This window comes from Aeromicrobium sp. A1-2, assembly GCF_003443875.1.
Classification (GTDB): Bacteria; Actinomycetota; Actinomycetes; order Propionibacteriales; family Nocardioidaceae; genus Aeromicrobium.
This window is the reverse complement of record NZ_CP027482.1, coordinates 3,286,082-3,298,209: the sequence shown is the minus strand read 5'-3', so window position 1 is coordinate 3,298,209 and position 12,128 is coordinate 3,286,082. Positions and strand designations below refer to the sequence as shown.

Here is a 12,128-nt window from a genome sequence, read left to right as displayed (position 1 = left end):
CCTTCGAAGGTGACCACGGGCCGAGCGAGCGCGCGTCTCAACGGAACACCCCGTAGCCTTCTGCACCCTTGACGGGCACCGTGTTGATGGCGCTGAGGCAGATCCCGAGGATCGTCCTGGTGTCGCGGGGGTCGATGACGCCGTCGTCGTAGAGCATCCCGGAGGTGAAGTACGCGAGGGACTCCTTCTCGATCTGGTCCTCGATGTACGCGCGCATCTGCTTGTCGCCGTCCTCGTCGTACGGCTGCCCCTTGGACTCCGCGGCTCCGCGGGCGACGATCGAGATGACGCCCGCGAGCTGCGCAGGCCCCATCACGGCGGACTTGGCGTTGGGCCAGCTGAACATGAACCGCGGGTCGTAGGCCCGGCCGCTCATGCCGTAGTGGCCCGCACCGTAGGACGCGCCCATCACGACCGAGATGTGCGGGACGGTCGAGTTGGAGACCGCGTTGATCATCTGCGCGCCGTGCTTGATGATGCCGCCCTGCTCGTACTCCGCGCCGACCATGTAGCCGGTCGTGTTGTGCAGGAACAACAGTGGCGTGTCGATCTGGTTGGACAGCTGGATGAACTGCGTCGCCTTCTGCGCCTCCTGGCTGAACAGCACGCCCTGCGCGTTGGCCAGGATGCCGATCGGATGCCCGTGCAGCTGCGCGAAACCCGTCACGAGCGATGAGCCGTAGAGCGGCTTGAACTCGTCGAACTCCGATCCGTCGACCAGGCGGGCGATGACCTCCCGCGGGTCGAACGGGATCTTGAGGTCGGTCGGCACGATGCCGAGCAGCTCCTCGGGGTCCAGGGCCGGCTCGGCGTACGTCGGCTCGGGCACCGTGCCGCGCTTGGTCCAGTTGAGGTGCTTGACGATCGAGCGGCCGAGCCGGATCGCGTCACGCTCATCGACCGCGAGGTAGTCGGCCAGGCCCGAGGTGCGCGCGTGCATCTCCGCTCCACCCAGCGACTCGTCGTCGGACTCCTCTCCCGTGGCCATCTTGACCAGTGGCGGGCCGCCGAGGAACACCTTGGCGCCGCCCTTGACCATCACGACGTAGTCGCTCATGCCGGGGATGTACGCGCCGCCGGCCGTCGAGTTGCCGAACACCAGCGCGACGGTCGGGCACCGGGCCGCACTGGCCCGGGTGATGTTGCGGAACGATGCTCCGCCGGGGATGAAGATGTCCTTCTGGGTCGGCAGGTCAGCACCGCCGGACTCAACCAGGTTGATCGTCGGCAGGCCGCACTCGGCGGCGATCTGCGCGGCCCTGTGGGCCTTCTTGAGCGTGCTGGGATTGGACGACCCACCCTTGACCGTCGGGTCGTTGGCCACGATCATGCACTCGACGCCCTCGACCACGCCGATGCCCGTGACGATGGCCGCGCCGACAGCGAAGTCGGTGCCCCACGCGGCGAGGCTCGACAGCTCGAGGAACGGGGAGTCGGGGTCGACCAGGAGCTCGATGCGTTCGCGGGCGGTCAGCTTGCCGCGCTGGTGGTGCCGGGCGGCGTACTTCTCGCCGCCGCCGGCCAGCGCCTTGGCATGCTGCTCGGCCAGATCGGCGAGTCGTTCCAGCATGCGCTCGCGGTTCATCGCGTAGGTTTCGGAGGATGTGTCCACTGCAGTGCGCATCTCAGTACTCCAACAGCTTGGCGGCCAGATCGGTCATGACCTCGGTGGCCCCGCCGCCGATGCCCAGGATGCGCGCGTCGCGATAGTGCCGCTCGACCTCGGACTCGCGCATGTAGCCCATGCCGCCGAAGATCTGCACGGCCTCGGACACGACCCACTCGCAGGCCGCGACCGACACGTTCTTGGCGACTGCCGCCTCGAGCAGGGGGCTCTCACCCGCTGCGGCCAGCTCGACGACCTCCCGGGTGAGCGCACGGGCCGCGGCGGTGCGGCTGTGCATCTCGACGAGCTTGTGCCGGATGACCTGCCGGGTGATCAGCGGCTTGCCGAACGTCTCACGCTGTCGGGCGTATGCGACGGACAGGTCGAGGGCGCGCTGCGCCGTCGCATAGCCCTGGACCGCCATCGTGACCCGCTCGTTGACGAACTGGTTGATGATCAGGCCGAATCCGCCGTTGACGTCGCCCACGATGTTGCCGGCCGGAACCCGGACGTCCTCGAACGTCAGCTCGGCGGTGTCGGAGCAGTGCCAACCCATCTTCTTGAGCGGGGCGGAGACCGAGAAGCCGGGCGTCTGCTTGTCGATGACCAGGAGACTGATGCCCCCGAACCCGGCGCCACCGGTACGCACGGCCGTCGTGACGAAGTCGGCTCGGACGCCTGAGGTGATGAAGGTCTTGGCGCCGTTGACGACATAGTGGTCGCCGTCCAGGACGGCGCGGGTCGTGAGCGCCGAGACGTCAGAACCGCCGCCCGGCTCGGTGACGCCGAGCGAGCCGATCAGCTCACCCGCGAGGGTCGGACGGACGTAGCGGTCGATCAGGTCGGCGTTGCCGCTGTCGACGATGTGCGGGACGGCGATCCCGTGGGTGAACAGGCTGGCCAGCAGCCCGGTCGAGCCGCCGCCGGCGAGGACCGCCTCGGTCATGACGGTCGCGTCGATGATGCTGCCGCCTGATCCGCCGATCTCCTCGGGGAAGCCGATGCCCAGCAGGCCCACCTCGGCAGCCTTGCGGTGCAGGTCGCGCGGCAGCATGCCGCCGTCCTCCCAGTCCGGGAGGTGCGGCGCGATCTCCTTCTCGGTGAAGGAGGTGACCATGTCGCGCAGTGCGCGACGCTCGGGTGTCTGCCAGGTGTTCACAGTGCGGCCTCGGCAATCTGTTCGGGGAGAAGACTGGTCGGGATGGCGCAGTCCCGCGCGCGCAACCACTCGCCGACGCCCTTGGCCTGCGGGTCGAGGCGGGTGGACGAGGCGACTCCTTCGCCGAGCAGCCCGTGGACGACGATGTTGACCGCGGCGAGGTTGGGCAGTGGGTGGATCTCGAGCTCGAGCATCGCGGTCTCCCGCAGGAGCTCTCGGACCGTTGCCTCGTCCAGGAAGCCGGCCAGCCATGCGTAGGCATCGTCGCGGTGCGGGTGGTCGGCCGGGATCCAGACGCCGATGTTGGCGTCACCACCCTTGTCGCCAGAACGTGCATACGCCAGCTGGCCGAGCTGCGCCCGCACGGTGTCGCCGATCCACTCCCCGGCAATCGAGCCGGTCTCGGTCGACGAGCGTGTCGCCGTGACGACAGGCTCGGTGACCTCGGGGGGTGCGATCTCCTCACGCCGGCCGTCGGCATGCACGACGACGTGCGGGACCTCCGACTGCGCGACGTACGCAGGTCGATAGACGCCGAACGGCGTGCCGGCCGCCGGCGGACGAGTCACGCTGAAGCCGGGATACGAGGCGAGGGCCAGCTGGATCGCGGCATCGCTGAACGCTCGCCCGACCGGATCTGGCCTGGCGCTCCTGACGTGGCAGCGCAGCAACGAGGTCGCCGCCGCCTCGGTCTCCGGGTCCGGGGTGTCGGTGCGGTCAAGCTGCCACTCGATCGACTCCGGGGCGGTGCCTGCCGCGAGTGCCGCGTCCATCTGTCCCTGGATCAGGGCGGCCTTCTCCGGGATGTCCAGACCCGTGAGCAGGAACTCGACACTGTTGCGGAACCCCCCGAGAGCATTGAGGCAGACCTTCGCGGTCGCCGGAGGGGCCTCACCCGTGACGCCGGTGATCGACACCCGGTCGGGCCCCACCTGCGTCAGCGAGACGGAGTCCAGGCGCGCGGAGACATCGGGACCGAGATAGACCGGTCCACCGATCTCGTAGACCAGCTGGGCCGTCACGGTGTCGACCGTGACCGCTCCCCCCGTGCCGTCGTGCTTGGTGATGACGACAGCTCCGTCGTGGGAGATCTCCGCGACCGGGAACCCCAACGGCTTCGACATGTCGATCTGGCTGAAGCCGGAGAAGTTGCCGCCGGTGGCCTGTGTCCCGCACTCGATGACATGACCTGCGACGACCGCGCCCGCCAGTCGGTCCAGGTCGCCCCGGCCCCAACCGAAGTGCGCGATCGCGGGACCGACGACGACCGAGGCGTCCGTGACCCGACCGGTCACGACGACGTCGGCGCCCGCCTGGAGGGCCGCGGCGATACCGAATGCCCCGAGATAGGCGTTCGCGGTCATGACGCTGCCGAAGGAGAGCTCGTCGGCCCGGGCCAGCAGATCGTCGCCCTCGACGTGAGCGATCGAGATCTCCAGGCCCTGCTCGGCGGCCAGCTCGCGGAGCCTGGCGGCCAGACCCGCCGGGTTGAGTCCGCCCGCGTTGGCGACGATCTTGACGCCGAGCTCCTTGGCGAGCCCCATCGAGTCGGTCATCTGGCGCACGAACGTCTTGGCGTAGCCGAGTGCATCGTCCTTCATGCGGTCGCGGCCCAGGATCAGCATCGTCAGCTCGGCGAGATAGTCGCCGGTCAGGTAGTCCAGCTCGCCGCCCTCCAGCATCTCGCGCATCGCCGACAGCCGGTCGCCGTAGTAGCCCGAGCAGTTGCCGATCCGGATCGGCCCGGCGGTCGAGCCTGTCGCGGCCCCGCTCATCGGTCCGCCAGCCTGACCGGGTCGGCGCCGGGCATCCCGGCGAAGGCCTGCACGATGGTCAACCAGTGCGCCGCGCCGGGCCCCTCGGCGTGCACGTCGACATCCTCGACGTGGCGGCGTCGGGTGGCCAGCAGCGCGAAGTCGTAGCCCGAGCCCGTGACACGTTCCGGTGCGTCCTCGGGGCCCCAGGCCCACACGTCGCCATCAGGACCGGTCAGCTCGACCCGTACATCGGCCGTCGGCGCGTCCTCGCCGCGCACCAGGTGGGCGAAACCGCGTGTGCGTACGCCGATGTGGCACACGTGCCTGGCCCGCGATGTCTGCGGGATCGGCAGCCCGAGCGCCTCGCCGACGTCGTGGCTGTGAGCCCAGGTCTCCATGACCCGGGCAGTCGCCATGGATGCCGGGCTCATCGGCGGGCCGTACCAGGGAATCTTCTCGCCGTCGGGCACGGCGCGCAGGGCCACATCGAGCGCGACGCGTCCCTCCCGCCATGACGCCAGCAGCTGCTCGGGCGGCAGGAGCGCCATCTCCTCAGCGGCCTCATCGACGAATCCGACCGGGTTGGCGGCGGCGAGCTCCATGCCACGGGCGAACTCCTCGGGCTCGGTGATCGCCGAGTGCGACGCCAGGTCGGTCCAGTGCAGGTGCCCGATCTGGTGCGCCACGGTCCAGCCCTCGGGGGTCGTGACGGTCGCCCAACCGGTGGCGGGCAGGCCCGCGACCCAGGCGTCGAGCTGCAGGCTCTCCGCGGCGAGATCGGACAGGACGCCTTCGAGGATGCTCGGGTTGCTCATGTGGTCTCCAGCTCGTGGTCGAGGACGACGGCCCAGCTGTCGAGCACGGCGGCCCGGCGTCTGGTGTCGTCGCTGAGGGATGCCGCGAGGCCGAGGCCGCGCAGCAGGTCGAGGGTTGCCTGGACGATGCGGCGGTTGTCGCCACGGGACTCGTCGACGGCCAGCAGCTCCAGGGCGTACGCATGGGTCTCGCGACCGACCCGACGTTCCAACGGTGCGACTGACTCACGGAGCTCTGCGTCGGTCCGCGCCGCGACCCACAGCTCAAGCGCGGCGAAGAAGACCGGCGAGACGAACTGCGCCGACAAGATCTCGAGCACGGCTCGGGTGCGGCCCTGCTCGGGCAGGTCTGCGGCGGCCTGCCGCATGTCGTCGCGGCGGCGCTCGGTGAGGTGCCCCACCGCGGCCACCACGAGGTCGAGCTTGCTCGGGAAGTGGTGCAGCTGCGCACCCCGACTGACCCCGGCCCGCTTGCTAACCACCGTCGTGGTCGTCCCGGCCCAGCCGAGCTCGACCAGGCAGTCGACCGTCGCTTCCATGAGCCGCAGGCGCATGGCACGCGTGCGCTCGCCCTGCGGCGTTCGCGTCTGGGGAGCCTCGGTGGTCACCTCATCAGGATGGGGGCTCATTCACAAACAGTCAAGCCTGATTGTTTGTTGCGACTGTGACGGACACGGTGTCGCCAAGCGCCGAGATCGCCTGCGCAGGGGCCTGCGGCTTCGGTAGGGTCCGGTGACCCCCAGCGCCGACGAAGGATCCCCATGACCGACCAACTCCCGGATCCGGCCGCGCCCACCGGCCGCCGCACCGCCCGCCTCGTCTTTGTCGGCCTCGCGGTGACCCTCGTCATCGCCTTGGCCGGTGGCGCCTTCGCGGTCTACCGCATGCTCGACGGCGGCGGCGCGCAGCCGCACGACGTGCTCCCCGACTCCGTGATCGGGTACGCCCGCATCGATGTCGACCCCTCGGCCAGCCAGAAGATCGCCGCATTGCGGCTCATCCGCAAGTTCCCGGACCTGGCCAAGGAGATCGGCATCAAGAGCGCGGACCAGGACGTGCGCAAGCTGATCTTCGATGGGATCCTCGACTCGACCGAGTGCGACCTGGCGTACGACGAGGACATCGAGCCGTGGATCGGCAGCCGGCTGGGGATCGGCCTGGACAAGGATGGCAAGACTCCGCTCGTCGCGATCCAGATCTCCGACGAGGACAAGGCCCGCAAGGGTCTGGATGCACTGTTCATGTGCGGCGGGGACGAGCGGCCCGGGGTCGCCTTCCTCGACGGCTACGCAGTCGTCGCGGAGAAGCAGGTCGTCGCTGAGAGCGCCGTCAAGGCGGCCCGCACGTCGCCCTTGTCCAAGGACAAGAACTTCGTTGAAGACTTCGCGGACCTCGGTGACCAGGGCTTCGCATCGGCCTGGGGCGACGCTCAAGGCGCGCTCGACATCCCAGGCGCACTGGACGGTCTGGGCGGCGGCTTCGCCGAACAGTTCACTCAAGGCTTCGAGCAGGGCGGTGGCCAGCTCGACGACCTCTCCACGTGGCTCACCGACGCCCGCTCGGGTGCGCTGACGCTGCGAGCCGGATCGCGCTCGCTCGAGGTCGTCGGCCTCCTGCACCACGAGGGCAAGCGGGAGCCGGTCAAGCCCCTGCCGATCGCCTCCCTGCCCGACTCGACCATCGCCGCATTCTCCGGCTCGGGAGGCGGCGCGTCGGTCGGCAAGCAGTGGAACTCGCTCGTCTCCAGTCTCGAGGCCTCGGGCGCGGTCGGCGGCGCAGACATCGCGGCCTTCGAGGAGCAGTCCGGCTTCGCACTGCCCGAGGATCTGGAAACCCTGTTCGGCGACACCCTGACGCTTGCCCTCGGATCGGCCAATCTCGACACCATCCCCACACTGGGCGGTCCCGACGACGTGGCAGGGCTCGACATCGGGCTGGTCATGGAGTCCGACCCGGCCAAGGCGATGGACCTGGCCGGACGGCTCGTGTCCCTCGTCGAGCAGATCGGTGTTCCGCTGGCGGTCAGCCCAACCGATCGCGGCGCGGTCATCGCGTCCAACGAGCAGGCCGCCGCAGACCTCGGAACGGCTGGCGACCTCGGCGACACGACCGCGTTCAAGGACGTCATCCCGGAGACGGACCAGGCCACGATCATCGGATTCGTGGACATCGGGCAGATCCTCGATGCGCTGAGCGCGGCGAATCCACCCGAGGAGATCGCCCGACAGATCGACCAGGCCGAGAGTCTCTCGGCATTCGGCTTCTCACTCCGGCGGCCCAGCGACGACGTCCAGCAGCTCAGCATCCGACTCGCGTTCACCAAGTAGCTGATCTGCGTCTTGCCGTCCGCCACCCACGAGGGCGACGGCAAGACGCAGAGGCGCGGCGCGAGCCGTCAGGCGGCCGAGTCGCCCTGGTCGGTGGCGACCGCGCCGCTCATGGTCTCTTCGTGCGACTCCGGATCCCGGACTGGCGCACGGTCCAGCTCGCCGATCGCTCGGCGGGCGAAGTCGGCGGCGAGCTGCAGCGCCATCTCGCCCTCCGGCAGGGCGTCGGCCAGCACCGGGAAGGCGTGCACCTGCTTGCGCCACAGGTGGGTCTCGACCTCGACGCCACGGGCCGACAGCAGCAGCGCCATGGCCTCGACCTCGGGTCGCAGGAACTCGTCCTCCACCGCCACCAGGAAGGTCGGGGACGAGATGTATGCCGAAGCGTGCAACGGGGAGGCGTAGCCCTCGATCCGGGCATCCTCGGGGAGCCAGCGTTCCCGGATCTTGGCCAGCCGCTGCACCGGGAGGTAGGCGTCGCTGGCGCGGATCGCGCGTTCGACGGCCTTGTCCTGACGCTCCGGGTCGACGCTGAGCAGTGGCGAGAAGCCGAGCAGCGCCGCCGGGGCAGGCAGACCTCGTCGCGTCGCGAGCTCGGCGACCTTCATCGTCAGGTAGCCCCCCGCCGAGTCGCCGGCCACGACGATCTTGTCCGGATGGTCCGACTCCTCGACGAGCGCCGCGTACGCCGTGATGACGTCGTTGACCGAGTCGGCGATCGCGCCAACGGGCAGCTGGACGTAGTCGACCGAGATCACGGTCGCGCCGGTCTTGAGCGCGAGCCGCTCGCAGATTCGTCGATGCGTCTGGATGCTGCCGGAGAAGAAACCGCCGCCGTGGAGGTACAGCAGCGTCATGTCGCTGTCGGGTCCGTGCCGATGGTTCATCGACTCGACCCGCACACCACCGAGCTCGTGCACCTCGAAGGCGATGTGCGGCGAGCGACGACGCCGGGCCGAGAGACCGTCGATCGCCTGGATCGCGGCGAACGAACGCTCGTTGATCGGCGTGTAGCGCAGCACGGGCTTGAACACGATCCGCAGGGTCCGCTGGAGCACGCGCGACTTGAAGCTGTAGCTCTCGTGGACGACGGCCTGGTCGTAGACGACCTTCATGGGTCCGCGCCCGGGCAGCGCGACCCGGATCCGCCGCCGGGGCGTCCGCGAACCGCCCAGCAGGGCTGACAGACGTTCACGCAGAGAGGACCACATGCCCTCGACCATACCTTCGGTATGACCGCGACTCAAGCCACGAGTCGACATCTGCGCAGGTCAGAGGCCATGTCTACGTGCGTCAGATCACTCCGCCTGGAAGCGGGCGTCGACGTCGACGTGGATCACGATGTCCTCAGGCGTCATGTCGAGCTCGGGGCCGCGGCCTGAGTCGGAGAATGCGACCTTGGCGAGCGCCGGCATCGAGTCGCGGCCCTCGATGTGGTGGGTCAACATGCCGGGATCGGCGATCTGGAGTGCCGCGACCTTGCCTCGGCGCACCGCATTGGCATAGGACTGCGCCTTGGCCACGGCATCGTCGACCGCGGCCTTGCGCACCTCGGTCTCGTACGAGCGCCTGTTCTTGGCGCTGACATCCCACGACACCCCGGAGACCTCGACGCCGTCCGTGCCGGCCCAGAAGTCCAGGAAGCCGCTGAGGCGTTCGAAGTCGGTGAACTCCGCGCCGACCTGGATGCGGGCGACGTGCACCGTCGCGCCACGCTTGCCGTCGGCTTCCCACGGGCGGTGGCTGTAGACCCGGACCTGGTCACTGGACCAGACCCCGACCGCGCGCAGCTCCACGAGCTCCTTGAGCTGTGACACCAGTGGCTCCTGAATCGCCACGGCTTCCTTGAAGACCTGCTGCTTGTCTGCGCCCTCGATGGCGGCGGCCAGCGACACGATCGCCCGTTCGGCCGGATAGTGCTGCTCCGCAGAGCCTCGGACCGTGATGTCGAGTGGCATGCCGCCATCTTGCCACCGGACCTGTCCCGACGAAGCCGGACTGATTGACCGGTTTCAGATATTTGCCATGCGGTGGGTCGCACGGAACACCCTGCCGACCACATCCACGACGCGGTCTCCGAAGGCGGGCCGCCCTAGAGGGTGTCGCCGGGACGGACGAGTCCGGTGCGGTAGGCGAGGACGACGAGTTGGGCTCGATCCCGCAGGTCGAGCTTCATCATCGCGCGGTTGATGTGGGTCTTGACCGTGAGCGGCGAGAGGAAGGCCCGCTCGGCTATGTCCTGGTTCGAGAGCCCATGAGCCGCGTAGACCACCATCTCCCGTTCCCGTCCGGTCAGCGGCTCGAGCACGGACGGGTCGATGCCCGCCTGGTCTGATCCGGAGAAACGAGCCAGCAAGGCGCGCGTCGCCCTGGGCGAGAGGAGGGCGTCACCTGCTGCAACCGAACGGATCCCGTCGAGGAGCTCCGATGGGCTGACCCCCTTGCCGAGAAAGCCGCTTGCCCCTGCCTGCACGGCCTCGATCACGTAGGCATCGAGCTCGAACGTCGTGAGGACGATGACCTTCACTCCCGCGAGGTCCTCGTCGGCGCAGATCTTTCGAGTTGCGGCCAGCCCGTCAAGGCCCGGCATGCGGATGTCCATGAGCACGATGTCGGCTCGGGTCGAGCGCAGCAGCTCGATCGCGGACTCACCGTCGTCGGCCTCGCCGACCACGGTGAGGTCGGGGGCGCTGTCGATCAACGCGCGGAAGCCAGCCCGAATGAGCGTCTGATCGTCCGCCAGGACGACCCGAATCACCGTGCCGCCTTCGACTGCCGCGCTGCTCCCGTGCTGGTTCATTCGTGACCCTTCACCGGGATCGTCGCGACGATCTCAAACTGCCGGCCGGCATGCGAGGTTGCTGCGCTCAGAGTGCCGCCGCTGGCTTCGACCCGCTCCCGCATCCCGACGAGGCCATAGCCGTCACGATGCGCGTCGGTGTCGCCGGCGGGGGGCCCGACAGGGTTGACGACTGTCACCTCGAGGCCTCCATCGTCGTAGCGCAACGACACGGTCGCGGTGCCGTCGCCGTGCTTGTGCGCGTTCGTCAAGGCCTCCTGGACCACCCGGTGAGCCGTCAGCTCGGCAAACGCCGAGAGAGATCGGGGGGGCCCCGAGGTCTCGTGCCGGACAACGAGCCCACTGGCAGCGAAGGAGGAGATGAGGCCATCGATGGCGGCCAGATCGGGCGTGGGAGCGGTTGGCTGGTCGACCTCATCGGCCGACCGCAGCACAGCGAGGATTCCGCCGAGCTCGTCGACCACGGTGGCCGCCGCACCTCGCACCACGTCGAGTGCCGCCGTGGCGGCGGATACATCCGACTGCATCAGGTGACCTGCGACCGCCGCCTGGACGTTGATCACCGCGATGTGATGGGCGACGAGGTCATGGACATCGCGTGCGATTCGCAGTCGTTCCTCGGCGACCCGCCGCTGCACCTCGCCTTCGCGGGACTTCTCGGCTCGTAGCGCCCGCTCCTGAGCCGCGACGATGCTGTCCCGGGTTGATCGGACCGCCGTTCCCGCAGTGGCAGCGAACGCCGGCCAGGCAATCGATGCCAACCCGGCGCCACCGAGGGGGATCTCGCCGAGCACCGCCGTGACCGTCAGCAAGAAGTAGGCGGTCGTGATCGCGCCCGCCACCACGGCGGTCCTCCGCCCGTACCGTTGCACGACGTTGAACAGCGCGATCAGCACCACGACGAACAGCGGAGTCGGTCGATCGGTCACCGCGACCATGACCGTGGAGGCAATGATCGCCAACACGAGCGTCTGCACTGGGTACCAACGCCGCGCGGGGATGAGTACCGCGGCGACGGCGAGGGCCATCCATTCGGTCGCGCCGGAGCCCCCCCCCTCGCCCCCGACATGCCGCGCGAGGATGCCGACGGCCAGGAACGCGACCAACATCGAATCGATCAGCCAGTCAGGAATCCGCCACGGCAGCAGGCGCACCGCGCTCGGGTCCACCCCCCCACTGGTGGTCATCGTGGAGCCTTTTGGGTTCGGTCGATCTGGGCGACTCTACGCACGCGAGGTCGGACAAGGCTCCTGATGCGTGTCCGGTTCCTCCACAGGTGCACGAACATGAGCAGGATGCTGGCTATGCCGGTCACCCGGTGGAGCGTGACCCAGGCTGTGGCATCGGACCAGTCCAACCAGATCGGGAAGCCGCTGCCGATGCAGACAGCGACGACTGCTCCGAGGGTTGCATTCAGGACGCCCAGGCCGAACTCCCGGTGCTCCCGTTTGCGGTTCCAGACGCTCTTGATCCAGCGGGTGTTGCCCGCCAGGTGGAGGGCGATGACCGAGATCAGCGCGATGCCGATCCAGGAGTGGATGGTGTAGTCGGGTCCTTCACGGCTGAGGAACTCCGCGACGAATGCCACCAGCAGTGTCGTGGGAAGGATGATCCTGACTGCGCGTCTGCGTGTCCACACCATCATCCTCTCCCTGCCTGAGCCG

Annotated in this window: 11 protein-coding genes; 1 reads left to right on the top strand and 10 read right to left on the bottom strand. The window is 68.8% G+C overall.

The features are described 5' to 3' along the window. Positions 1-37: 37 nt before the first annotated feature. The 5 genes from C6I20_RS16245 to C6I20_RS16225 are packed head-to-tail and all read right to left on the bottom strand — an operon-like array spanning position 38 to position 5,966. Positions 38-1,624, bottom strand: a complete 1,587-nt coding sequence (locus C6I20_RS16245) for an acyl-CoA carboxylase subunit beta (RefSeq protein ID WP_174232959.1) — start codon at positions 1,622-1,624, stop codon at positions 38-40. Between the two features lies 1 nt (position 1,625). Next, on the bottom strand, positions 1,626-2,765 hold the full coding sequence (locus C6I20_RS16240) for an acyl-CoA dehydrogenase family protein (RefSeq protein WP_118398042.1): 1,140 nt from the start codon (positions 2,763-2,765) through the stop codon (positions 1,626-1,628). After that, on the bottom strand, positions 2,762-4,540 hold the full coding sequence (locus C6I20_RS16235) for an acyclic terpene utilization AtuA family protein (RefSeq protein ID WP_118398039.1): 1,779 nt from the start codon (positions 4,538-4,540) through the stop codon (positions 2,762-2,764). The genes C6I20_RS16240 and C6I20_RS16235 overlap by 4 nt, the downstream gene beginning before the upstream one ends. Next, positions 4,537-5,337 (bottom strand): TIGR03084 family metal-binding protein, encoded by an 801-nt coding sequence (locus tag C6I20_RS16230; protein ID WP_118398036.1) that lies wholly within the window; start codon positions 5,335-5,337, stop codon positions 4,537-4,539. Before C6I20_RS16230 ends, C6I20_RS16235 begins: the two co-directional genes overlap by 4 nt. Beyond that, positions 5,334-5,966 carry a TetR/AcrR family transcriptional regulator gene (locus tag C6I20_RS16225; RefSeq protein WP_254052173.1) on the bottom strand — a complete coding sequence of 211 codons (633 nt, stop codon included), beginning with the start codon at positions 5,964-5,966 and terminating at the stop codon, positions 5,334-5,336. The genes C6I20_RS16230 and C6I20_RS16225 overlap by 4 nt, the downstream gene beginning before the upstream one ends. Before the next feature lie 132 nt (positions 5,967-6,098). Between C6I20_RS16225 and C6I20_RS16220 the strand changes: the two genes are divergently transcribed. Beyond that, entirely contained in the window at positions 6,099-7,664 is a 1,566-nt protein-coding gene (locus tag C6I20_RS16220; protein ID WP_118398033.1) for a hypothetical protein, read from the top strand. A gap of 68 nt (positions 7,665-7,732) precedes the next feature. Here C6I20_RS16220 and C6I20_RS16215 read toward each other — a convergent pair whose 3' ends face one another. The 5 genes from C6I20_RS16215 to C6I20_RS16195 form a co-directional block, all read right to left on the bottom strand. After that, complete coding sequence (locus tag C6I20_RS16215) at positions 7,733-8,875, bottom strand: alpha/beta hydrolase (RefSeq protein ID WP_162891384.1); 1,143 nt, start codon at positions 8,873-8,875, stop codon at positions 7,733-7,735. A gap of 87 nt (positions 8,876-8,962) precedes the next feature. Further along, a complete protein-coding gene (locus tag C6I20_RS16210; RefSeq protein ID WP_118398027.1) occupies positions 8,963-9,622 on the bottom strand; it encodes an SIMPL domain-containing protein in 660 nt (219 codons plus the stop codon). Between the two features lie 134 nt (positions 9,623-9,756). Further along, positions 9,757-10,464 carry a response regulator transcription factor gene (locus C6I20_RS16205; RefSeq protein ID WP_118398024.1) on the bottom strand — a complete coding sequence of 236 codons (708 nt, stop codon included), beginning with the start codon at positions 10,462-10,464 and terminating at the stop codon, positions 9,757-9,759. After that, positions 10,461-11,651, bottom strand: coding sequence for a sensor histidine kinase (locus tag C6I20_RS16200; protein ID WP_118398021.1), 1,191 nt, complete (start codon positions 11,649-11,651; stop codon positions 10,461-10,463). The genes C6I20_RS16205 and C6I20_RS16200 overlap by 4 nt, the downstream gene beginning before the upstream one ends. Further along, on the bottom strand, positions 11,648-12,103 hold the full coding sequence (locus C6I20_RS16195; protein ID WP_162891383.1) for a hypothetical protein: 456 nt from the start codon (positions 12,101-12,103) through the stop codon (positions 11,648-11,650). Before C6I20_RS16195 ends, C6I20_RS16200 begins: the two co-directional genes overlap by 4 nt. Positions 12,104-12,128: the final 25 nt, after the last annotated feature.

Bases quoted from the DNA above. Each gene is read 5' to 3' on its own strand.
- C6I20_RS16245 (WP_174232959.1), bottom strand. From the start codon at position 1,624: ATGCGCACTGCAGTGGACACATCCTCCGAAACCTACGCGATGAACCGC.
- C6I20_RS16235 (WP_118398039.1), bottom strand. From the start codon at position 4,540: ATGAGCGGGGCCGCGACAGGCTCGACCGCCGGGCCGATCCGGATCGGC.
- C6I20_RS16230 (WP_118398036.1), bottom strand. From the start codon at position 5,337: ATGAGCAACCCGAGCATCCTCGAAGGCGTCCTGTCCGATCTCGCCGCG.
- C6I20_RS16225 (WP_254052173.1), bottom strand. From the start codon at position 5,966: ATGAGCCCCCATCCTGATGAGGTGACCACCGAGGCTCCCCAGACGCGA.
- C6I20_RS16220 (WP_118398033.1), top strand. From the start codon at position 6,099: ATGACCGACCAACTCCCGGATCCGGCCGCGCCCACCGGCCGCCGCACC.
- C6I20_RS16215 (WP_162891384.1), bottom strand. From the start codon at position 8,875: ATGTGGTCCTCTCTGCGTGAACGTCTGTCAGCCCTGCTGGGCGGTTCG.
- C6I20_RS16210 (WP_118398027.1), bottom strand. From the start codon at position 9,622: ATGCCACTCGACATCACGGTCCGAGGCTCTGCGGAGCAGCACTATCCG.
- C6I20_RS16205 (WP_118398024.1), bottom strand. From the start codon at position 10,464: ATGAACCAGCACGGGAGCAGCGCGGCAGTCGAAGGCGGCACGGTGATT.
- C6I20_RS16200 (WP_118398021.1), bottom strand. From the start codon at position 11,651: ATGACCACCAGTGGGGGGGTGGACCCGAGCGCGGTGCGCCTGCTGCCG.